General features: G+C 63.9%; 20 protein-coding genes. 10 read left to right on the top strand and 10 right to left on the bottom strand.

Annotation, left to right across the window (positions count from 1 at the left end; translation table 11 throughout):
* Window positions 1-6: 6 nt before the first annotated feature.
* A complete protein-coding gene (locus tag NLN62_RS38830) occupies window positions 7-372 on the bottom strand; it encodes a hypothetical protein (RefSeq protein ID WP_027523905.1) in 366 nt (121 codons plus the stop codon).
* Between the two features lie 36 nt (window positions 373-408).
* Complete coding sequence (locus NLN62_RS38825) at window positions 409-573, bottom strand: hypothetical protein (RefSeq protein WP_254112224.1); 165 nt, start codon at window positions 571-573, stop codon at window positions 409-411.
* 416 nt (window positions 574-989) lie between these two features.
* Here NLN62_RS38825 and NLN62_RS38820 point away from each other — a divergent pair, with 416 nt between their 5' ends.
* Window positions 990-1,193: a hypothetical protein gene (locus tag NLN62_RS38820; protein ID WP_027523904.1), complete on the top strand. Its 204-nt coding sequence runs from the start codon at window positions 990-992 to the stop codon at window positions 1,191-1,193.
* Here NLN62_RS38820 and NLN62_RS38815 read toward each other — a convergent pair.
* Window positions 1,183-1,731 carry a CreA family protein gene (locus NLN62_RS38815; protein ID WP_254112223.1) on the bottom strand — a complete coding sequence of 183 codons (549 nt, stop codon included), beginning with the start codon at window positions 1,729-1,731 and terminating at the stop codon, window positions 1,183-1,185. The two genes, NLN62_RS38820 and NLN62_RS38815, sit on opposite strands and share 11 nt — an antisense overlap.
* Window positions 1,732-1,939: 208 nt before the next feature.
* Between NLN62_RS38815 and NLN62_RS38810 the strand changes: the two genes are divergently transcribed.
* The 4 genes from NLN62_RS38810 (at window position 1,940) to NLN62_RS38795 (ending at window position 5,969) form a co-directional block, all read left to right on the top strand.
* Window positions 1,940-3,598, top strand: coding sequence for a L,D-transpeptidase (locus NLN62_RS38810; RefSeq protein WP_254112222.1), 1,659 nt, complete (start codon window positions 1,940-1,942; stop codon window positions 3,596-3,598).
* 83 nt (window positions 3,599-3,681) lie between these two features.
* Entirely contained in the window at window positions 3,682-4,254 is a 573-nt protein-coding gene (locus NLN62_RS38805) for a glutathione peroxidase (RefSeq protein WP_254112221.1), read from the top strand.
* A gap of 162 nt (window positions 4,255-4,416) precedes the next feature.
* Window positions 4,417-5,397 carry a polysaccharide deacetylase family protein gene (locus tag NLN62_RS38800; RefSeq protein WP_027523900.1) on the top strand — a complete coding sequence of 327 codons (981 nt, stop codon included), beginning with the start codon at window positions 4,417-4,419 and terminating at the stop codon, window positions 5,395-5,397.
* Between the two features lie 8 nt (window positions 5,398-5,405).
* Window positions 5,406-5,969 carry a dihydrofolate reductase gene (locus tag NLN62_RS38795; protein ID WP_027523899.1) on the top strand — a complete coding sequence of 188 codons (564 nt, stop codon included), beginning with the start codon at window positions 5,406-5,408 and terminating at the stop codon, window positions 5,967-5,969.
* A gap of 143 nt (window positions 5,970-6,112) precedes the next feature.
* Here NLN62_RS38795 and NLN62_RS38790 read toward each other — a convergent pair whose 3' ends face one another.
* From NLN62_RS38790 to NLN62_RS38760, 6 genes are all read right to left on the bottom strand, one after another.
* The gene (locus tag NLN62_RS38790; protein WP_371933071.1) at window positions 6,113-8,098 is read right to left on the bottom strand and encodes a tetratricopeptide repeat protein; all 1,986 of its coding nucleotides are present in this window, start codon (window positions 8,096-8,098) and stop codon (window positions 6,113-6,115) included.
* Window positions 8,099-8,554: 456 nt separating this feature from the next.
* Window positions 8,555-9,307 carry an ADYC domain-containing protein gene (locus NLN62_RS38780; protein ID WP_254112220.1) on the bottom strand — a complete coding sequence of 251 codons (753 nt, stop codon included), beginning with the start codon at window positions 9,305-9,307 and terminating at the stop codon, window positions 8,555-8,557.
* On the bottom strand, window positions 9,304-9,525 hold the full coding sequence (locus NLN62_RS38775; RefSeq protein ID WP_254112219.1) for a hypothetical protein: 222 nt from the start codon (window positions 9,523-9,525) through the stop codon (window positions 9,304-9,306). The genes NLN62_RS38780 and NLN62_RS38775 overlap by 4 nt, the downstream gene beginning before the upstream one ends.
* Before the next feature lie 344 nt (window positions 9,526-9,869).
* A complete protein-coding gene (locus tag NLN62_RS38770) occupies window positions 9,870-10,718 on the bottom strand; it encodes an outer membrane protein (protein WP_254113825.1) in 849 nt (282 codons plus the stop codon).
* A 429-nt stretch (window positions 10,719-11,147) separates the two neighbouring features.
* On the bottom strand, window positions 11,148-11,600 hold the full coding sequence (locus tag NLN62_RS38765) for a DoxX family protein (protein ID WP_254112218.1): 453 nt from the start codon (window positions 11,598-11,600) through the stop codon (window positions 11,148-11,150).
* Between the two features lie 146 nt (window positions 11,601-11,746).
* On the bottom strand, window positions 11,747-14,059 hold the full coding sequence (locus tag NLN62_RS38760; protein WP_027523896.1) for an NADP-dependent malic enzyme: 2,313 nt from the start codon (window positions 14,057-14,059) through the stop codon (window positions 11,747-11,749).
* A 251-nt stretch (window positions 14,060-14,310) separates the two neighbouring features.
* Between NLN62_RS38760 and NLN62_RS38755 the strand changes: the two genes are divergently transcribed.
* Window positions 14,311-16,287: a hypothetical protein gene (locus NLN62_RS38755; protein ID WP_254112217.1), complete on the top strand. Its 1,977-nt coding sequence runs from the start codon at window positions 14,311-14,313 to the stop codon at window positions 16,285-16,287.
* Between the two features lie 156 nt (window positions 16,288-16,443).
* On the opposite strand, the gene aspS is transcribed toward NLN62_RS38755, so the two are convergent.
* A complete protein-coding gene (gene aspS, locus NLN62_RS38750; RefSeq protein WP_027523894.1) occupies window positions 16,444-18,216 on the bottom strand; it encodes an aspartate--tRNA ligase in 1,773 nt (590 codons plus the stop codon).
* 195 nt (window positions 18,217-18,411) lie between these two features.
* On the opposite strand from aspS, the gene NLN62_RS38745 reads away from it, so the two are divergent.
* From NLN62_RS38745 to NLN62_RS38730, 4 genes are all read left to right on the top strand, one after another.
* Window positions 18,412-19,890, top strand: a complete 1,479-nt coding sequence (locus NLN62_RS38745; protein ID WP_027523893.1) for a YdiU family protein — start codon at window positions 18,412-18,414, stop codon at window positions 19,888-19,890.
* Between the two features lie 203 nt (window positions 19,891-20,093).
* On the top strand, window positions 20,094-20,942 hold the full coding sequence (locus tag NLN62_RS38740; protein ID WP_027523892.1) for a phosphodiesterase: 849 nt from the start codon (window positions 20,094-20,096) through the stop codon (window positions 20,940-20,942).
* A gap of 1 nt (window position 20,943) precedes the next feature.
* Complete coding sequence (locus NLN62_RS38735) at window positions 20,944-21,894, top strand: carbohydrate ABC transporter permease (RefSeq protein WP_027523891.1); 951 nt, start codon at window positions 20,944-20,946, stop codon at window positions 21,892-21,894.
* On the top strand, window positions 21,891-22,748 hold the full coding sequence (locus NLN62_RS38730) for a carbohydrate ABC transporter permease (protein WP_027523890.1): 858 nt from the start codon (window positions 21,891-21,893) through the stop codon (window positions 22,746-22,748). Before NLN62_RS38735 ends, NLN62_RS38730 begins: the two co-directional genes overlap by 4 nt.
* Window positions 22,749-22,751: the final 3 nt, after the last annotated feature.

Below are 22,751 nucleotides of genomic sequence, written 5' to 3'. Positions count from 1 at the left end.
TGCGGTCTACTTCGCCGGGTCGAACATGCACTGAAGGGTCGGCTTGGCGATCTTGGTGAAGGTCGGTCCGATCTCGGACTGCTTGGCGGCCGGCACCCATTCGTTCTCGATGGTCGGCACGCCGGTCTCGCTGATGCCGCGAAGCAGCGCTTCGCGCAGGTCGCGGTCCTCGACGACGGCGGCGGCATGATCATGCAGGCAGCCACAGACTTCCTCCGGGTGCGCCCAACGCCCAAGCATGTGCGGCGCGCATTGGCGCACGAAATCGGTGCGCGGATCCGGCAACCTGTTGGGAGAGCGCACCTGAGCCTGGGCAGCGGTGATCGTGAGGACGGACGCGAGGAAAGCTGCGGCGCAGATGCGAAACATGATGGCTTTTCTTGATCCTACCGGTCTTTTTTTCTGCGATCAGAGACGCGCGGCCATCACGATCGGCTGAGGCGCCTTGGCCCCAACCGGCGAGCCGCTATAGGCAAAGGTCCCGACGCCCGGCAGTCCGCTGTCGCTCGTTCCGGCCAGCGAGGATCCGGCGAGGACGAAGCCGAAAGCGAGGATGAAGCGGAGCGCCCACATGTGAAGTCTCCAGTTCCCGCGGCTGTGCGTCGCTACCGCTGATGGGGGTGATAACCATGGGCGGTTTCGTCCGTGATGCGCCAAATGCGGAAAATGGTTTCATCTTCGTGAGAATTGTTTCGTCGGCGCCGATGCGACGAAACATTAAGTCAAAAACCCCAATTATTTCAGTGAAGTCGCCTCGTGGCCGACGGCTGCTTCGCGGCCCTCTCCGGCGTTCCCGCAGCTGCCCGCGCGCGCTTGCGGTCACCGTCCCGAAGCAGCCGCTTCACACGCATTTTACGTTTCTCTGCTGAACAGGAGCGCAAAGAAGCGCGAAGTTCCGCTGAACCGGGGTTGTTCCAGCGACGACCGACGCCTTCGAACATCGATAAGCCCGGCATCAAACCGAGGCTCAGGGTTGAGGGATGGCCATCATGATGGCTTTAGATCGCGCAATGGCGCGCGATGCGGACCAGGGTTCGGACCGCGCCAATAAGAGACAGAGGCAGTGCGGCGCCACCGGCGCGATGGCGCTGCAATCAGACCGCGGCTATGAGGCGGCACCGCAGGCGTTCGTGCGGCTGACCGGCTCGCTTCTCGCAAGGCCGCGCGCCAGCCGCAAACTCGTCACTGAGTGAAGAAGTCGCCGCACTTCTGAATGCTGGTATCCGTCGGCCCCCACGGCATGATCGGCACGGTCGAGGTCGAGTTCTTCGGCGAGCCCTCGATCAGCTTGTCGGAATAGACCATGTAGACCAGCACGTTGCGCTTGGTATCGCAGCCGCGCACGATCTGCATCTTCTTGAAGAACAGCGAACGGCGCCTTCGGAACATGTCGTCGCCCTGCTCCAGCTTGTCCTTGAACTTGATGGGACCGACCTGCCGGCAGGCGAGCGAGATGTCAGAGACCTCCTCGGCGAGCCCCAACCAGCCCTTGAAGCCGCCCTTCTCCGGTACCGTGAAATGACAGGCCACGCCCTCGACCTCGGGATCGTCGAGGCCATAGGTCGCGAGCTTGTCGTTCGGGCTCAGCCATTTGAACACGGTGGAGCGGCGGAAGATCAGATCGGGCTCATCGGCGGCTTGGGCGAAGCTGGCCGGCACGGCCATGAGCAGGAGGAATAAAGCGAGGCCTTTCAAGTGCATGCCAGAAAGACCGGGGAAACGAGATGACATGAAGCTCTCCGGTAACAAGTCCCCGCAATGTAGGGATGCGAGAGCTGATCAGGAAGGCGACCGGCTGACCCGCGCAGCCTCCGTTTACCGGTCTGTGAGGCTTTTTTGCTACGGCTTCGACAAAATTGGCTGATATCAGAACCGCTATAGTGGTGAACGCGTATCCCCTTTGCGAGACTAACTACTGATTTGGAAGACGGATTCGAGGATGAATAGCGTGAGCGTGACCGGTTCTTCTGGCGCAAGGGCGCGGTTGTGGCGGGTCGCCATTTTGACGGCGGCGGGTGCGATTGGCACCACGACCCATGCGGAAGCCGCGATGTATTACTGGTCGGACTACACCGACGGTTCTTACTATCACCAGCCGCAGCCGCGGATCGAGCGTGCGAATCCGCGCAAGCGCGCCACTGTTCTGGGCAAGAAAAAGAAAGAGAGCGGCGAGAAGGAGACCGGCGCCAAGCCGCAAGGGCCTCTGGTCATCGCCATCTCGATCGACCGGCAGAGGGTGACGGTCTACGATTCCAACGGCGTGTTCGCGGAATCGCCGGTGTCGACCGGCATGAAGGGGCATCCCACGCCGATGGGCGTGTTCAGCGTCATCCAGAAACACAAATTCCACCATTCCAACATCTATAGCGGCGCACCGATGCCGTATATGCAGCGCATCACCTGGTCGGGTGTCGCCATGCATGCCGGCGTGCTGCCCGGCTATCCCGCCTCCCATGGCTGCATCCGCATGCCGATGGCGTTCGCGGTGAAGATGTGGAATTGGACCAAGATGGGCGCGCGCGTGATCGTGACGCCCGGCGAGATGACCCCGCACAGTTTCTCGCATCCCCTGCTCGCGAGCCTGCGCGTCCCGCCGCAGCCGACGGCGAGCCTGGAGCAGCCTGCGACAACCGTCGCCGACAAGGCGGACAAGGGCGCCCCCGAGGCCATGTCTCCTGAGAGCAAGGCCGAAGAGAGCAAAGCCGCGGAGGTCAAGGCTGCTGAGGTCAAGAGTGTGAACGCCGAGCCGGCGATGGAGCTGCGCTCGACCGTCGGCCATACCGTGATGTCGGACGCAACCATTGGCAACGCGATGGCGCGCGAGGAGGCCCCCGCTGACAAGGCCCCTCCGAACGAAGACGCAAAGACGAACGGTGCGAAAATCGCTGACGCATCCGAGCCGGCAAAACCGCAAACGGACGAAGCGACCGCCAAGCCTGCTGCGAGCGCGAGCACCAAGCCCGAAGCTGTTAAGGCTGACGTTGCCAAGCCTGAACCGGCAAAGGCCGAAGCGACCGAGGCCAAGAAGCCCGATGTCACCGTGACGGCGCCGACGCCTGCAGCACAGCCCGCCGCCGATGCGAAAAAGGATCAGACCCGCATCACCGAGCCCGCGCCAGCCGCAAAGCCCGAACCGCCGAAGCGTACCGGCCAGATCGCGGTGTTCATCAGCCGCAAGGATTCCAAGATCTATGTGCGGCAGAACTTTTCGCCGCTGTTCGATGCGCCCGTGACGATCGCGGCCAGCGACCGTCCGCTCGGCACGCATGTCTTCACCGCGGAAGCCGACAAGAGCGATGCCAACGCGCTGCATTGGTCGGTGGTGTCGGTGCCCGTCGCCGTCCGCTCGGTGGAGCGTGACGACGACAGCCGCATGACTCGCCGCCAGCGCATGGCCGGCGTCATCCCGATCGCCGCAAAGCCTGTGATCACACCGGACAGTCCGGCCGAGGCGCTCGACCGCATCTCCATCCCCGCCGACACCATGGCGAAGATCGGCGAGATGCTGACCACCGGCAGCTCGATCATCGTCTCCGACCAGGGCATCAATCAGGGCGAAACCGGCGAAGGCACGGATTTCATCGTCCGCTTGCGCTAGGCCTCCGCATAACGCGGTGTTGAGCGCGCTTGGTCGCGCGCGCGGAGTATCATCGTCCCCGGATCACCTTCGGGGACATCGCCATGCTGAACCGCAGGACAATGCTCACCGCGGCGCTTGCCGCGATCACCAGCCCCGTCGCGACTCGCGCCCTTGCGCAAGCGTCGATGAGCAAGATCTCGGCTTACGCCTTCTCCTTCCCCGCGCTCTCCGGCGACGATATCCGGCTTGCCGCGTTTACCGGCCGACCGCTGATGATCGTCAACACAGCCTCGCTGTGCGGCTACACTCCACAATATGCTGGTCTTCAGGAACTCTGGAACGAGTTCCGCGAACGCGGACTGACCATCATCGGCGTGCCCTCGAACGATTTCGGCGGCCAGGAGCCGGGCGGCGTAACCGAGATTTCGGAGACCGCACATCACCAATACGGCGTTACCTTCCCGATCGCCGCCAAGGCCGTCGTGGTCGGTCCCAAGGCCCATCCGTTCTACAAATGGGCGGCGGAAGCCCGGCCGAAGGAAGTTCCGCGCTGGAACTTCCACAAATACCTCATCGGCCGCGACGGCTATATCGCCGAGGTTTTCGCCTCTGCTGTCGAGCCGACCGACACGCGGGTCAAGACCGCGGTCGCGAAGGCGCTCGCGGATAGCTGAGCTGGTCTCACGCGCCTGGGCACAATTGCCTAGCTGAGCCAAACAGCCGTTGCATTGGTGATGGCCCACCAACTAGGCTAGGATTGTCTGGGGCGGACAGGTTCGGACAGGGGCAAAAAAGCTACGGCCGAACAACGGGATCAATCTATCGAGGACAACATCATGCGTGTTGCGGCAGGACTGATTTTGGCGAGCGCGATCTCTCTTGCGATGGCGAGCGCCGCATGGTCGCAGACCCCAGCCGCGAAGCCCGCGGCAGCCGCGCAGGCCGCCCCCGCCGCAGCGCCGGCAGCGGCCCCTGCCGCGGCCGCCAGCCCGCCAGCAGCGGCACAGGGCGCGCAGCCGGCACGCGCCGCCTGCAGCAATCCCAGTGCGCTCGGCGTCGCCCGCACCGTCGAGATCGACACCACGGGTGGTCCAGGCTTCGGCTTCGAGCACTTCAAGGAGCTCGACTTCCTGCGCGACCACGAGGTCGTGCTGACCTTCGACGACGGCCCGTGGCCGAACAACACGCCTGCGGTGCTGAAGGCGCTCGCCGATGAATGCACCACCGGCATCTTCTTCCCGATCGGCAAGCACTCGACCTACGAGCCGGAGATCTTGAAGAAGGTCTATGCCGCCGGCCACACCATCGGTGCGCACACCTGGTCGCACGCCAACCTCAACAACAAGAAGCTCACCGATCAACAGAAGAAGGACGAGATCGAGAAGGGCTTCTCAGCGGTGAAATGGGCGCTCGGCGGCATCTCGCCCTCGCCGTTCTTCCGCTTCCCGGCGCTCCAGCACCCGCCGGAGATGGTGACCTATCTCGGCAACCGCAACATCGCGATCTTCTCCTGCGACCTCGACTCCTTCGACTTCAAGGCCTCCAAGCCGGAGAAGGTGATCGACACCGTGATGAAGAAGCTCACCAAGCTCGGCAAGGGCATCATCCTGATGCACGACTTCCAGAAGCACACCGCTGAGGCCCTGCCCGCGCTGCTCGCGCAGCTCAAGGCCGGCGGCTACAAGGTCGTGGCGATGCGCGCGAAGAGCCCGGTGTCGACGCTGCCCGAGTACGACCAGGAGCTGCTGAAGGACGTCAAGCTGCCGACTGTGAGCCAGCGCCCGGTCAACAGCGTGGTGACGACGGTCTCGGAATAGTCGCGCCGTTGTCTTTCCGTTTCGAAGGCTACGTCATCGTCTCCGCCGACGGCATGCTTGCCGACGCGCGGCACGTCATGCCCGACAGCCTGAAGTTCGAGGGCGACAAGAGGTTCTTCGAGCAGGCGCTCGATCGCACTGCGCTGATCGTGCACGGCCGGCACTCGCATGAGGGACAGCCGAATTCACCCAAGCGCAAGCGGCTGATCCTGACCCGCAAGATCGCAGCGCTCGTGGTCGATCCGGAGATGCCGAACGCGACACTGTGGAATCCGCTCGGCGCGAGCTTCGAGGAAGCCTGCTCTTTTGCCGACGTTGCCTCCGGCACGGTCGCGATCATCGGCGGCCCCGTCGTGTTCGACATGTTCATGGACCGCTACGACACCTTCTGGCTCTCGGAAGCCCCAAAGGTGCGCCTGCCTGGCGGCGAAGGCTGTTTCGTCGGTGTGCCAAAGCGAACGCCGCAGGAGGTGCTGACCTCACACGGGATGAATCCGGGCACACCGTATTTGCTTGACGCGGCGCATGGCGTGACTGTGACCCCGTGGCGGCCCGCGAGAGGGTCCCAATAAAACTCGAAAGACAACCCCATGCACAGTACCGGTGTTTTAATACCTGCGCATGCGTTTGCCACGCATAACGAACGACGCGCCTTTACCGGCATAACGACGCCCTCACCCACATAAGAGCGTGTGATATTCGAGAGTACGTGGCGCTACTGGACGGTGGATCGGGGCAAACTGCACTTCTCGAGTTCGGCCCGCACGTCGTGGAGAACGCTGCTCCAATCGCCGGGCTGAGGTTGCCGGAATTGCCGCAGCGTCGGATACCAGGGGCTGTCGTCGCGGTTCAGCAACCACCGCCAGCACCGATCGAAGCGATTGAGCAGCCAGACCGGGCGGCCAAGCGCTCCTGCAAGATGCGCCACCGCGGTATCGACACTGATGACCAGATCCAGTGCCTCGATCAGCGCCGCGGTTTCACCGAAGTCGTGGAGATCTTCCGTCCAGTCATGCAAGGACAGACCAGGCGGCGGCGACTGCCTGGCTCCCGATCCCTTCTGCAATGAGACGAAACTCACCCCCGGCAGGTCCGCCAGCTCCGAGAATCGTTCAAGCGGAATGGATCGGCGCCGGTCGCCGCTCATCGTCTGATTGCCGGCCCAGACGAGGCCGACCCGCACGCCATCGATTTGCCGGACGCGATGGCGCCAGGCCGCCACGCCTTGCGGATCGGCCCGGAGATAGGATGCCTGCTGCGGGATGGTTTCGATTGTGGTGCCAAGGACCCGCGGCAGACTCAACAGCGGACATTGCAGGTCGAACGGCGGCAGGGGATCGCCGCGGGCAACGATGCTCTCAATTCCCGGCAGCCCCGCCAGCAGCGGCACCAGCGGCCGCTGAACCTCGAGAACGACCCGCCGCCCCGCCGCAATTGCCGGCACGAAGCGACAGAACTGGAGCGTGTCGCCCAGGCCCTGCTCCGCATGCAGCAGCAGGACCCGATCACCGATATCTCCTCCATCCCAGAGAGGCTGGCTGAAGCCGCGCAGATGCTGCTTTTTCGTGTCCTGCTTCCACCGCCACTCATATTCCCGCCATCCTTCGTCGAACTGGCCGGCCAGCAACAGCGTGATCCCAAGGTTGAAATGCGCGTGGGCATAATCCGGCTTTTGCGACACCGCCGTTCGGAAGCTCTGGATGGCTTCTTCAGGCCGCCCGAGATCAAACAGCAGGGTGCCAAGATTGTTGAGCGCCTCCAGCCAGGTCGGATTGCGATCAAGAGCTGCCCGATAGCAAGACTCCGCTTCGTGGAAGCGGCCGGACTCGCGAAGGGCGTTGCCCAGGATCAGGTACGCCGGAACATAGTCCGGCTTCAGACGCAAAGCTTCCCTGCAGCATGCTTCCGCCTCTTCCAGCTGGCCCCGCAGTCGCAGCAAGTCACCGAGATTGTTCAATGCCTCGGGGAAACATGAGTTCAGTTTGCAAGCTTCGCGAAGATTGACCTCCGCCTCGTCGAGGCGCCCCAATTTGATGAGAAGACCACCAAGATTGTTATGGGCCTCCGCAAATGTCGGGTTGAGGCGCAGGGCCTCACGATAGCAACGCTCGCATTCCTCGAAAGCGGACAGATTGAATAACACTGCCCCAAGGTTGCAGTGGGCCGCCGCAAAATCCGGTCTTTGCCGCAGCACCTGCCGAAACTCGCTGATCGCATCATCGAAATGCTTCCGTCTCATCAGCAGATTGGCGAGATGGAAACGAGCATCGACATGATCGGGAGCATATTGCAGCGCGCGCCGGTAGTGGGCTTCCTCACCCGCGACGTCTTCGCATTCACCCAGCAGGATACCAAGCTGAATGTGCGTATCCAGATCGTCGGACTTATGCAGCAGCGCTTCCCGGTAGCTCGCGATGGCCTCGCCCCTTCGTCCGAGAGCGCGCAGAGTGGCAGCCATGCTGCTATGATACACGCTGTCGCGAGGCTGGAGCTTGACGGCACGGATGATGAGATCGAGCGCCCTGTCGGGGTGACCAGCCTGGAGCGAAACAAGGCCCAGGAGGTGAAGACTGTCCGCATGATCCGGCTCGGATGCCAGTATCTGCCGATAAATCGCCTCTGCTTGCGGCAAGCGGCCTGCGCAATGGTGCGCAAGACCGGCCTCGAATGCTACAGAACCTGACGACTTATCAGCAAACATTACGATGGGCCCCATCATCGATGCGATTACGTAGGGTGCGAGACAGATGCCCCTTCGTGCGTTTGCCGCTCATGCAGACTCTATGAAACGCGCCTGAGTCCCCCTACGAACTGCACAGCCAGACAAGCCGCCAGAACGCTGAGCAACTCTCGAATTTGCCTGACGCCTCGCTCCCCATCATTCTACAGCAACGACCTTGCGCGAAGCTGGGACGCACCACGCGCGTCCACGCGTCAGAAGTAGCCAACCCGCGATTTCTGCTACGATCTTGGGATTCCAGCTACAAGGGCACCAATTGCCGATCGAGACTACGCTCGGGCCCTCAATGCACCGCAGGCAGCTCAACGCGCCACGGAGCGATTGAACAACAAGGCCGGCTTCGTCTCGTCGCAACTTTCGCCGATCTGGTCGGCAAGACGCGGGCACGCTTTGCCGAGCATCGCGTTGTCCAGGATGTCAGGCAGCCTCGTATGTCGCACACAGACCGCCCGCAGGCGCCCAGGCCGCTTCGAAGGTCATCTCCGGTACTTTCCCGTCGGCGACGATACCGATCTTGTCGAAGATGTCGATCGCGGTGCCGTTGCGCGTATGCCCCTGCCCGTCACCGCAGTAATCGGCCCGTATCAGCCGAACGCAAGCCTGATAATAAGGCGCAAGCGAAGAGCCATCGGGCGTCGAGCCCCAGGGCTTATAGCCAAGACGGACGCATTTGCCTTCGGCGCCGCCGGTACAGGTGATCAACAGCCGGCTTCGTTCGGCTTCTCCCGAGGGAGGCAGGTACCGCCCGTCCTGGGTGAACGAACCGGCAAGCGGGAATCCGAGCCGCCTTCCCTCCGGATCGGGCTGGCAGAGATTGCGCCATTCTCCGCTCGCAGGCTCCTGTTCCGAGAGCTGGTACAGAACGACCTCTCCGCTTTGGTCCTTGGGATCGTGCTCCACCGCGTCGATACGAACCAGACGACGCGCTCCAGTCCGGTCACCTAACGCCAGAATCGTACCGGGCAAGTCAGTTTGCGCCATGATCCGGCCATCGGAGAGCATGACGCGAAAGCGCGTTCCATCGACTGCGACGCCCTGCACGCGGACTGCTTCGCCGACCTCGCCACCGCAACTCGACGACGGAAACAGGCCAACAAGCGCCAGCAGCGCGGCGGTGCCGGCGACGCGACGCACCGCGCTGCGACGTGAGCGAAGCGTCTTTCGTCTCAACGAGTCTTGCCTTCCGGGACGACGACGAATTCGACCTGAACGCCGTTCAGGTCGTGGAGCGTACCCGAGGTCAACAGTCCATTCTGACTAAGTGAATTCTGAGTAAGGGAATTCGTGGTGAGTGTGTTGCCCGTAATCGCGGCATGCGCGGCCGAGACGATGCCGACGAACAAGAGGGATACCGCAGCTACGCGAGCAAAGCTTGAGGAGGCAGACATTCGCAGTTCTCCTGAGGACGGATGCTGATGAAGGCGAACCGAGCGGGCTTGCGCCTTCGTCGATTCACCTGCACCCATTCTCGGGGAGCGAGAATATCTCTGCATGACAGATACTGTGCCTGAAGCGAACTAGTTCGCTTCCTTTTCTCAGGAATTCTGGTTTCGCTTCCCAATTTTTTCGATTTTGCAACAAGTGCCTTAGGCTAGAAACCGACGCGCAGCCCCGCGCGCCCACTCACGAGCGAGCTGTTGTCCGACAACGCGAGGTACTCGGCTGTCGAAAACAGCGAGACATTCCGCGTGCGCCATTCAAGCCCCAGGCCACCGCCGACCGCAAGGAACGGTTACGGCGTCGGAAAGTGATAGGCCAGCACGCCGCGCAGCGTGTGCACCGTACCGCCAGCGCTCAAGCTGGTCATGAAATCAGACGCCAAATCGTCTCTCGCCTCGAGATGCGTCACGCGATACTCTGCACGGGCGGAGATCCTGTCGCTGAAGAAGCGCTCGAAGCCGCCGCCGAAGGTCGCGCCGTGATATTCCCGCGTCGGAGCGGTGCCGGGAAATCCCAGGAAGTTGTACGTGATCGACTGCGCGGTCGTTCCGCTGTAGCCGCCGAGCAGATAGACCAGCGTCTCCGGCGCAACGAGATAGCCGACACGTCCGCCGACGGTCCAACCCCACTTCATCGCAGCGAGATCCGAGGAGATCGCCACACCACCTGCCCCGGTCGATGCACTGACCTTGGCGCCGCCATTCGTTCCGGCATCGATCAATCCGAACGCGCCGACGACCCATTTCGGCGCGATCTGGCGATCGTAGCCGATCGTGAAAGTACCGCCGACATCGGCGCCACCGAGACCGGACGCGTTGAAATCCAGCACGCCTGCGAACGAGCCCGCGACATGAGGCGCGATGACATCGCCCCCCAAGCCCGCACCGACGTAGAGGCCTGTCCATGTCGGACTCAACACCGGCGCCGCCGATGCGGTCACTGGCCCGCCGAACTGGCCGAAACGATAGGCCGCGCCGATCCGGACCACATGCTCGGACAGGTCCGTGGTCCAGACCGCGCCAAGCGGATCGACCGTCGTGTTGCGGCCGAGCGCGACGTAGCGGTATTCGCCGCGCAGCGACACGTTGTCAGCGAGGCGATATTCAGCGCCGGCACCGACCGTGTAACCATGCGACGTCAGCGTCGATTCCTGCGCAGTGAACGAGGGGCCTCACTTGCGGCCGCGCCTTGACGGGCAGATCGGCGGCACTTGCCGGCTGCGCGGCAAAACCCAAGACCTGTGCCACACAGAAAACCACGGCCGCGCGCGCAGCCGCGCCTCGCTTCGAATGAACCAAGCCCGCCCCCAATTGCCTCGAACCACGACGGCCGCCCCTTCACAACCGCACAACCGGTAGTATTCGGCGCCGGCGCACTCCGACAAGCCGAGAGATGCGCTTGCTTCACAGCGGTCGCGATTTTGCAGAAACCCTGTGATCCCAAAGCCATAATGTGTGAATGACGGTTCACGCGATCATCACAGACCGCGAGAATGGTCAGCTCGCGCTGCGAGCCTCCGACTCATGTCGGAGAGCAGGACGTCTGTCCGCAGCCAACGCCGCTAACTGGACTACACGTCCCCGTAGGCCGCCTCGGCCGGACGGGTGGCGCGGCCGTAGCCCATGATCATGAACAGCGCGCCGATGATCGAGAGGTTCTTCAGCGCGTCCACCAGCATTTTGCCGTTCTCGGGCGGGGTCTGGTTCCAGAAGTCGTAGAACAGGAAGGTCGCGGCCGCGACATAGATGACCAGCAGCATCGCGAAAAAGCGCGCGGCGAAATTCAGCGCGATCATCAGCCCTGCGATGATCTCGAGCCCGCCGACCGCGATCGCAAGCAACTGCGGCGTCGTCATGCTGGTGGCCTGCTCCACTTGCTGGGCATAGGGCGCGATCATCTCTGGAACAGTGACCTTGCTGGCGATGAAATCGACAGTCGTCTGTATCGCGAACAGCTTCGTCGCGCCCGTATAGATGAACAGCACGGCGAACAGGATTCGCCCGAAAGTCACGAACGCTGGCATGGTCGGCCTCTTGGCAATGCTTTAAGGGCGGGACACGAAGCGATTATGAAGATTCCGCCCGCGGTTTTCAAACGGGGAAATGTCTTCCCCTCTCCCCTTGTACAAGGGGAGAGGATTTGCAGCTTCAATGCGGCTAGACTACGAGCTTACGTAAACAAACTCGGCTGCTGCCGTGCCGCGCGTTCCTGGGCCTCCACCACCGCGACTGCCGTCATGTTGAGGATGCCCCGCGCCGTGACACCCGGCGTGAGGATGTGCGCCGGGCGCGCCGGTCCGATCAGGATCGGCCCGACGGGAAGCGCGTCGGCCAACACCTTGATGGTCTGGTAGGCGATGTTGGCCGCGTCCAGCGTCGGCATGATCAGGATGTTGGCCTCACCTTCCAGGTTCGAGTGCGGCAGCACCAGCTTGCGCGCCGCGCCCGACAGCGCGGTATCGGCCTGCATCTCGCCATCGGCCTCGATCTCCGGATGCTTCTCCTTCAGCAGCTGCGTCGCCCGGCGCATCTTGCGCGAGGTGTCCGTGTCATAGCTGCCGAAGTCGGAATGCGACACGAAGGCGACCTTCGGCTTCAGTGCGAAGCGCTGCACGTGGATTGCCGCGAGCGCCGCGATCTCGGCCAGCTCCTCCGCGCTGGGATTGGGCCGCACCTGGGTGTCCGCGATGAAGAACGCGCCCTTGGTGGTGATCATCAGCGCCAGCGCCGCATAGTCGCTGATCCCGCTCGAGAAGCCGATGATCTCGCGAACGTGGCGCAGATGGCTCATGTAGCGCCCCTCGACGCCGCAGAGCATCGCATCCGCCTCGCCGCGCCCCACGGCAAGCGCCGCGATCACCGTGTTGTTGGTGCGGACCACCGTGCGCGCTCCCTCCGGGGTAACACCGCGGCGGCCGGCAACCTCGACATAGGACTGCACATAGGAGCGGTAGCGCGGATCGTCCTCGGGGTTGACGAGGTCAAAATCCTTGCCCGCCTTGATCGAGAGACCGAAGCGCTTGATGCGCGCCTCGACCACCGACGGGCGGCCGACCAGAATGGGACGCGCCAGCTTCTCTTCCAGCACGACCTGCGTGGCACGCAGCACGCGCTCGTCCTCGCCCTCGGCGTAGATCACGCGCACCGGCTGGGTCTTGGCCTTGGCGAACATCGGCTTCATGACGATGCCCGAGCGGAAGGCGAAGCGCATGAGCTGGGCCGCATATTCGTCGAAATTGGTGATCGGGCGCGTTGCGACGCCCGATTCCATCGCGGCCTTGGCGACCGCCGGAGCGATGCGCAGGATAAGGCGGGGATCAAATGGGCTCGGGATCAGCGAGCCCGGGCCGAAGCCGCCCGCCTCGCCGCTGTCGAAGCTGCCTTGCGAGACCGCATCCGACGGCGCCTCGCGCGCGAGCTGCGCGATGGCGTCGACCGCGGCATGCTTCATCTCCTCGTTGATCGCGGTGGCGCCGACATCGAGCGCGCCGCGGAAGATGAAGGGGAAGCACAGGACGTTGTTGACCTGGTTCGGGTAGTCGGATCGGCCGGTGCAGATCATGGCGTCGGGGCGCGCTTTCCGCGCCTCCTCCGGCATGATCTCCGGCGTCGGGTTCGCAAGCGCCATGATCAGCGGATGGTCGGCCATCGCCTTGGCCATGTCGGGCGTCAGCACGCCCGGTGCCGAGAGCCCGACGAAGATGTCGGCGCCGCCGATCACGTCGCCGAGCGTGCGCTTGTCGGTCTTCTGGGCGTAGACCGCCTTCCAGCGGTCCATCAGCGTGTTGCGCCCGTCATAGACGAGGCCGTCGATGTCGCAGACCCAGATGTTCTTGCGCTGCGCGCCCATCGAAACCAGGAGGTTCAGCGTCGCGAGCGCAGCCGCCCCTGCCCCCGACGCCACGATCTTGACGTCCGAGAGCTTTTTACCGTTCAGCCGCAGGCCGTTGGTGATCGCGGCGGCGACGATGATCGCGGTGCCGTGCTGGTCGTCATGGAAGACCGGGATCTTCATGCGCTCCTTCAGCCGCGCCTCGATCTCGAAACACTCTGGGCCCTTGATGTCCTCGAGATTGATGCCGCCGAAGGTCGGCTCCAGCGCCGCCACCGTCTCGACCACGCGCTCGATGGTATCGGCGGCGATCTCGATGTCGAAGACGTCGATGCCGGCGAACTTCTTGAACAGCACCGCCTTGCCTTCCATCACGGGCTTGGAGGCCAGCGGGCCGATATTGCCGAGGCCCAGGACCGCGGTGCCGTTGGAGACCACGGCGACCAGGTTGGCGCGGGTCGTCAACGAGGCGGCCTCCGCCGGGTTCTTGGCGATCTCGGTGCAGGCGGCGGCGACGCCCGGCGAATAGGCAAGCGCGAGGTCGCGCTGGTTGGCGAGCGGCTTGCTCGCCTGGATCTCTAGCTTTCCGGGACGCGGCAGGCGGTGATAGGCCAGCGCCGCCTGGTGGAGATCTTCAGAATAAGACGACATGCCCTGCCTCGCCTCGCGTTTTGCGGCCTCAAAACTTTCTTCCCCCGGACCCGCCCCGGCCCGAAGGCGGTATTCCGGATCATGGAAACGGGATCAAGCACGGCCGGCGGCTTGGTGGCAACATCCGATTGCGGCCCCATCAACAGACGGCGCCGTCAAACATTTGAAAACCATAGCTTTCCCTGGACCGCGCGGCGTTTCGCGAATATGGCAGGTTGTTCCGCCCCGAGCCAGCAACTGGAGCTAACCGCATGAGACGAATCCTGATCGGCCTGATCGCGCTTGCGTTGCTCGCAGGCGGCGGCTGGCTCGGCTTCAATCTCTACGCTCAGCACCGCGCCACGGCCGACGTCGAGGCCGCGTTCGACCAGATCCGCAGCCGCGGCGGCAAAGCGAGCCACGGCAAAGTGGCGTTCGATTTGATGACGCGGACCCTGACGGTCGAGGACATCGCCGTCGAGCCGGGCCAGCAGTCGCAGATGCATATCAAGATTGCCGGCGTCAGGGCGACCGGTATGCGCCAAGCCGACCAGGGGCAGTTTTCTGCCGATACCATCGAGTTTTCGGGCATCGAGTTTGCGATCGACAGTGCTGTCGGCCCCTCGCAGATGAAGGCCGCCTACAAGATCGCACAGGCCACGATACGGGATTACACCGGAGCGATCGGGGCTCGGGCCTTGCCGCCGTCAAACGCCATCACCGACCTCTATCGATTTGGCCTCGAACAGTTCACCAGCGTCTTGGCATCCGCAATTGAGGTGCCGACTATTGCCGCAACCATCGTCACCAAGCCAGATACTGCCAAACCCGAGGGTGGCGATCTCACCTATTCGGGCCTTGCCATGAAAAATCTCAGGCACGGCAAGGTCGAAGCGACCAAGGCGGACCGGTTTGCCTTCACGTTCAAGACGGCGCAGCCGGGCAAGTCCGGCCAGTTCACGGGAGAACTGTCGAACCTGGTCATGAGCGATTTCGATGCAGGCAGCATGCTCGCCGCGCTTGACCCGGAAAAGGCGAATGACGACGGCACCCATCAGATGTACAGGCAGGTTTCGGCGGGACCTTACACGGTGACGTCCGGGGATGTTCGTCTCCAGATCGACAGCTTCGCCGTCGACGATATTGGAGTGCAGCCGTCGAAGTTCCGGATGGCCGAGATGCTTGCGATGCTGCCCCAAGATCAGTCGGCGCCGCCAACGCCGGCTCAGGCGCGAGAGATGATGGAGAAGCTTGCCGGCTTCTATGAAGGCCTCCACGTCGGCAGGCTCGAGATCGGCAAGACGTCGATCGCGACGCCGCAAGGAACGGGCAGCATCAATGTGGTCAGGTTCAAGGACGGCGAGTTCGCGGTCGAAGGCGTCGACACGCCATCTCCACAGGGGCAATTCAAGATGGAACGCTTCGCGCTGAAGTCCTTCAGCGTGACGAACCTGATGCGCTGGGCGGCGAGTCTGACCACTCCCGGGCGGGCGCCCTCGCCCGACCAGATGCTCGGGCTGTTCGGTGTGCTCGCAGGCGCAGAGGTCAAGGGCGTGGCCGCGCCCTTCAAGAACTCCAAAAAGCTCGTCACGATCGACACGCTGAGCCTGGACTGGGGGCAGCTGATCGGCTCGATCCCGAGCAAGGCGCATGTGGTTGCGAAGTTCGTCACGCCTACCGATCCATCCGATCCGAAGCAGCTTCCGTTGGTTCTCGGCGGGATCGACAAGCTTCCAATCGACCTCGATCTCGGCGCAACCTGGACCGAGCAGTCCAACAGTTTCGCGCTGGCGCCGGCGACGCTCGACATCGGAGGAATCGCAAAAGCGCAATTGCGCATCGCACTCGGCAACGTGCCGCGTGGGCTGTTCTCTGCCGACTTGGCGCAGGTCATGGGCCAGGCGGCTCAAATCGAGGCCGGTACCATCGAGTTCTCGCTGCGCGACAATGGCGGCGTCGATTCCGCGGCGGCGCAGTACGCACGGGGGCAAAATGTCAGCCGCGAGGCCGCCCGTCAGGCGCTCGCCGACAGCGTCAGGGTGCACCGCGAGGAAGTCGCCGCCGCCAATCCGGATGCGGGCACGGCCGTGGATGCGATCGCAAGTTTTGTCGGGACGCCGGGTCAGACGCTCGTCATCAAGCTCACGCCCCGCGCCAAGGTGCCGCTGATGCAATTGATGCAGCTTTTGCAAACCGATCCGCAGAGCGCGCTGGCGCAATTCCGCATCGAGGCATCGACGGGGCTTTAACTCGGGCGGTTGCGGTCTCGTGTCCCGGACGCGCTGCAACGCGCGAGCGTTGCTGCGCAGAGCCGGGACCCAGAAAGCCTGTGTTTGCCGAGACATGGGCCCCGGCTCAGCAGCGCACCACTGCGTGCTGCGCTGCGTCCGGGGCACGAGACCAAATCACTTCTGCGGCAGGTTCACCCGGACGTGGAGCTCGCGAAGCTGCTTGGTCGTGGCTTCCGACGGCGCGCCCATCAGGAGGTCCATGGCCTGCTGGTTCATCGGGAACAGCGAGATCTCGCGCAGGTTCGTGGTACCGCAGAGCAGCATGACGATGCGGTCGACGCCCGCCGCCATGCCGCCATGCGGCGGCGCGCCGTACTGGAAGGCGCGGTACATGCCGCCGAAACGCTCGACCACTTCCTGCTCGCCATAGCCTGCGATCTCGAATGCCTTCACCATCGCTTCCGGCACGTGGTTGCGGATGCCGCCCGAGGCGATCTCGTAGCCGTTGCAGGTGATGTCGTACTGGAACGCCTTGATGGTCAGCGGATCCTGGCCCTTCAGCGCCTCCAGACCACCCTGCGGCATCGAGAACGGGTTGTGCGAGAAGTCGACCTTCTTGTCGTCCTCGTTGTACTCGTACATCGGGAAGTCGACGATCCAGGCGAGCTCGAACCGCTCCTTGTCAGTGAGGTTCAACTCCTCGCCGACCTTGTTGCGGGCAAGGCCTGAGAACTTCCAGAACTTGTCGGGATCACCGGCGACGAAGAAGGCGGCATCGCCCTCCTTCACGCCGAGTTGCGTGCGGATCGCAGCCGTGCGTTCCGGCCCGATGTTGTTCGCGAGCGGACCTGCGCCCTCGCCGCCTTCGCGCCACATGATGTAGCCGAGGCCGGGTTGGCCCTCGCCTTGCGCCCACGAATTCATGCGGTCGCAGAAGGCGCGGCTACCGCCGCCCGGGGCCGGGATCGCCCAGACCTGGTTCTTGGGGTCTTCGAGCATGCGCGCGAACACCTTGAAGCCGGAGCCGCGGAAGTGCTCGGAGACGTCCTGCATCTCGATGGGGTTGCGCAGGTCCGGCTTGTCGCTGCCGTATTTGCGAAGAGCTTCCGCGAACGGAATCCGCCGCCAGCCCTTGGTCACCGGCTTGCCTTTGGCGAATTCCTCGAACACGCCAGTGATCACCGGCTCCATCGCCGCGAAGACGTCGTCCTGCGTGACGAAGCTCATCTCGACGTCGAGCTGGTAGAACTCGCCGGGCAGACGGTCGGCGCGCGGGTCCTCGTCGCGGAAACAGGGCGCGATCTGGAAGTAGCGGTCGAAGCCCGACATCATCAGCAGCTGCTTGTACTGCTGCGGCGCCTGCGGCAGCGCGTAGAACTTGCCGGGATGGATGCGCGAGGGCACCAGGAAGTCGCGCGCGCCTTCCGGCGAGGACGCGGTCAGGATCGGCGTGTTGAACTCGAAGAAGCCCTGCGCCTTCATGCGCTGGCGCATGGAATCGATGATCGCGACACGCGTCATGATGTTCTGGTGCAGCTTCTCGCGACGCAGGTCGAGGAAGCGGTACTTCAGGCGGATGTCTTCAGGGTATTCCTGGTCGCCGAACACCGGCAGCGGCAGGTCGCCGGCCGGTCCCAGCACCTCGATCTCGCTGACGTAGACCTCGACCTTGCCGGTCGGCAGATCGTCATTGTCGGTCCCTTCCGGGCGGCGGCGGGCCTTGCCGTCCATCCGCACGACGTATTCCGAGCGCAGCTTCTCGGCCAGCGAGAACGCCGGCGAGTCCGGGTCCACCACGCACTGGGTGAGGCCGTAATGGTCGCGCAGGTCGATGAACAGCACGCCGCCATGGTCGCGGACGCGATGGACCCAGCCGGAAAGGCGGACCGTCTCGCCGATGTGGCTCTCGCGGAGCGCGCCGCATGTATGTGACCGGTAGCGATGCATGGTAGTCCCAAAAATGATGTCGGAGGATCGAATCGGACGACCCAAAAGGCCGGTCCGAAGTTGCGGGTGGGTTTACCCGACGAGGCCGGGTGCGGCAACCAAGGGAACGGCCTGTTTTGGGCCCGAACCGTCCATTTTTGCTCAAGCTGGGCCTGAGCCTTTGCTGATGGGCGTTCCAGCCCTACATTTACCGCCATGACCGTCCATTTCCCGTTCCAGAACTCCTATTCGGCACTGCCGGACACCTTCTTCGCCCGCGTGGCGCCGACCCCGGTCGCTGCGCCCCGGCTGATCAAGCTGAACCGGCCGCTTGCCGTCCATCTCGGGCTGGATCCGGACCTCCTCGAGACACCGGAGGGGGCGGAGATCCTGGCCGGCAAAACGGTTCCTGCCGGCGCGGACCCCATCGCCATGGCCTATGCCGGGCACCAGTTCGGGCAGTTCGTGCCCCAACTCGGTGACGGAAGGGCGATCCTGCTCGGCGAGGTCATCGACAAGGACGGCGTCCGCCGCGACATCCAGCTCAAGGGGTCGGGCCCCACCCCATTCTCTCGCCGCGGCGACGGCCGCGCCGCGCTCGGTCCGGTGCTGCGCGAGTACGTCGTGAGCGAAGCGATGTACGCACTCGGCATCCCGACCACGCGCTCGCTCGCCGCCGTCGTCACCGGCGAGCATGTGATCCGCGAGACCGCGTTGCCCGGCGCAGTCCTAACCCGCGTGGCCGCGAGCCACATCCGCGTCGGCACCTTCCAGTATTTTGCCGTGCGCCGCGACACCGACGCGATCCGCCGCCTCGCCGATCACGTCATCGCCCGCCACTATCCCGAGCTGTCGGGGGCCGAGCGCCCCTATCACGCGCTGCTCGCGGGCGTTGTCGCACGCCAGGCCGATCTCGTCGCGCGCTGGCTGCTGGTCGGCTTCATCCACGGCGTGATGAACACCGACAACACCTCGATCTCGGGCGAGACGATCGATTATGGCCCCTGCGCCTTCATGGACTCCTACGATCCCGCGCAGGTGTTCTCGTCGATCGACGAGATGGGCCGCTACGCCTATGCCAACCAGCCGCGCATCGGCTTATGGAACCTGACGCGGCTCGCCGAATGCCTCTTGCCGCTGTTCTCCGATGACCAGGAGAAGGCGATCGAACAGGCGCAGGAAATTCTTGGCGCGTTCCCGGACGCCTTCACCAGAGCCTATCAGGCGGGCCTGCGCATGAAGGTCGGCCTGTTCACCGAGCGTGACGGCGACGAGGCGCTGATCCAGGACCTGCTGGACGCGATGGCGAAGAACGCCGCCGACTTCACCCTCACCTTCCGCAAGCTGGGCGATGCCGCGCGCGATGCGGCCGCCGACGAGCACGTCCGCGCGCAGTTCATCGACCCGGCCGCCTTCGACGAATGGGCCAAGCGCTGGCGCGAGCGTATCGCCGCAGAGCCGCAGTCCGCATCCGAGCGGCAGGCCGCCATGCACGCCGTCAACCCCGCCTTCATCCCGCGCAATCACCGCGTCGAAGCGGTGATCCGCGCCGCCGTTGACAACGACGACTACGCGCCGTTCGAAGAGTTGGTGAAGGTGCTGGCCAAGCCCTACGACGATCAGCCGGAGTACGCCGCCTACCAGGACCCGCCGTTGCCGGACCAGCGCGTGCTGCGGACGTTCTGCGGGACGTGAGCGGCGGGCGCTCGCTGCTACGCTTCGCGCGATCCACTCCCTACCGCACCGCGAGACGACCCGGTTGACCCGGTCTGCCGTTCTGCCCAACAATTTGCGACGTCGGCAACCACTGTCATCAAACTGAAACACTCGCACTCTAACCGGCTGGCGGGCCGTCTTGCCGGAGGCGACCGTCCTCCCAGAGACCTGACACACGCGCCATGCCTTTCAAATTCATCCACCTCACCGACACGCATCTTGCGGGCCCGGGCCTGAAACTCTATGGCCTCGATCCGCGTGCCCGCCTCGACGCCGCCATCGCTGACATCAACAAGCACCATTCCGACGCCGCCTTCGCGGTCGTGACCGGCGATCTCACCCATTGGGGTGACGCCGCGGCTTATGCGGATTTCGCAGCTGCGATGGCCCCGCTCAGGATTCCCCACGTCGCCATGGTCGGCAATCATGACCGGCGCGTCGCCTGCCTCGACGGGCTCAAGGCCGCGCCGCGCGATGCCAACGGTTTCGTGCAGGGCACGCGGACCACGGATCACGGACTGTTCGTCTTCCTCGACACGCTCGACGAGACCAGCGACGCCGGCGAGATGTGCGCAAAGCGCCTCGGCTGGCTGGAGGAGACGCTCGCCAAGGCGCCGACTGATGTGCCGTTCGTTTTTTTCATGCATCATCCGCCCTTCCCGGTCGGCGTTCACGCGATGGATGAGATCGCGCTGAAGCAGAGCGCTGAATTTGCCGATGTGATCGCGCCCTATCGTTCCCGCATCCGCCACCTGTTCTTCGGCCATGTGCACCGGCCGATCTCGGGCAGCTACGGCAAGATCCCCTTCTCCACCCTGCGCGGCACCAATCACCAGGTCTGGTTCGAGCTCGATGCGAACGCTCCCCATCTGGCAAGCCACGAGCCGCCGGCCTATGGCGTGGCGCTGATCGACCAGGAGAACCTGGTCGTGCACAGCCACGACTTCCTCGACACCAGCCTGCGCTTCCCCTTCTCCCCACCAGAGGGAATGGACGATCGCGACTATGCGCTCAACTTTCCGGCGCGGTGAGATGAGCCTGGCCGAACCAGCACCTCTCGCCGTCACCAGATCAGGGCCACCGCGCCTCAACGTCCTCCAAAGGTTTATCGCCGGCTTCAAAGCCTCGCTTCCGGCTTACCTCCTGCTGTTGCCGTCGCTCATCTTCCTCGCGGCCTTCACCTATGGCGCGGTGGGACGGGTGATCGTCGATGCGCTCTACCAGCGCGCCACGCCGCGGGCGCCAAGCCGCTTCGTCGGGCTGGACAATCTGGTGGCCGTGCTCGCCGACCCCGCGTTCACAGGCGCTGTTATCAACAATCTCCTCTACGCAGTCGGCACCGTGGTGCCGAGCATGGCGCTCGCCTTCCTCTTTGCGCTGGCGCTGTCGCGCACCAATGCGGTGACCAGCGCACTGCGCGCCGCGCTGTTCCTGCCGGTGCTGATCCCGATGGTCGCGGCATCGGCGCTGTTCCTGTTCATCTTCCTGCCCAACGTCGGGCTGCTCGACCACTATATCGGCCGCCTGCTTCCGGTACTGCCCAACTGGCTCGGCGATCCCGACATCGCACTCGTCGCGATCATGGTGATCACGATCTGGAAGAACGCCGGCTACTACATGCTGTTCTTCCTCGCCGGCCTCCAGGCCGTGCCGGAGGACGCGATGGAAGCCTCCTATCTCGACGGCGCCGGCCCGTGGCAGCGCCTGCGTTACATCATCCTGCCGGAGCTTAAGCCCACCTTTCTGTTCGTCACCGTGATCGCCGGCCTCAACGCGGTGACACAGGTCGACCACGTCTTCGTCTTGACCCAGGGCGGGCCGTCGAACGCAACCAATCTCGTGCTGTTCTACATCTACGAGCAGGCGGTCGAGCATTACGATGTCGGCAAGGCGTCGGCGGCGACACTGCTCTCGCTCGGCGTGCTGATGGGACTGACCGCGCTGTCCTTCCGTACGCTTGCCAACCGCGAGGGCGGGCCATGAAACTGTTCAAGGACGCCCCGCTCGCGACCCGCGACGAGATCACGCCGAAGCTCGGCTTCGTCCTCGTGGTGCTGCTCGCGCTGGTCTGGCTGATCCCGTTCCTCTGGATGGTAGTGGCGACGCTGCGACCGCCCTCGGACGGCATCAACGCGATGGCCGAGCTGATGCCGAGCCTGAAACCCACGCTCGACAATATCAAAGACGCCTGGGACATCGGCGACTTCCCGCGCTACTTCCTCAACACCACGATCATCTGCACCGGCATCCTGCTGGTGCAGTTCGTGACGGTGACGCTGGCGGGCTTCGCCTTTGCGCGGCTCTCCTTTGCCGGAAAGTCGCTGATCTTCTATCTCTTCCTGCTCCAGCTCATGCTGGTGCCGGTGCTGCTGATCGTGCCGAACCTGACGCTGGTCGCAAAGCTCGGGCTCTACGACACGCTGACCGGCGTGATGATGCCGTTTTTCGCCTCGGCTTTCGGTACCTTCCTGATGCGCCAGGCCTTCGAGGCCATTCCAACCGAGCTGGAGGACGCAGCCCTGATCGACGGCGCCGGCGTGTTCGCCCGCATCCGCCACATCTACGTGCCGCTGTCCCTGCCGAGCTTCTCGGCGTTTGCCATCGTCTCCGTCACCAGCCATTGGAACGACTTCCTGTGGCCGCTGATGGTGATCAACTCGCCGGACAAGCGGCCGCTCACCGTGGGACTCTCCGTCTTCACCAAGACCGCGGAAGGCACCCAGGCCTGGGGCACGATCGCCGCCGGCACCTTGATCGTGATCGCGCCGCTGCTCGTCACCTTCCTGATCTTCCAGAAGCGCTTCATCAGCTCTTTCGTCACCTCAGGCATCAAATAGGAG

The organism is Bradyrhizobium sp. CCGUVB23 (genome assembly GCF_024199885.1).
Lineage (GTDB): Bacteria > Pseudomonadota > Alphaproteobacteria > Rhizobiales > Xanthobacteraceae > Bradyrhizobium.
This window is presented reverse-complemented; position numbering and strand designations above follow the sequence as displayed.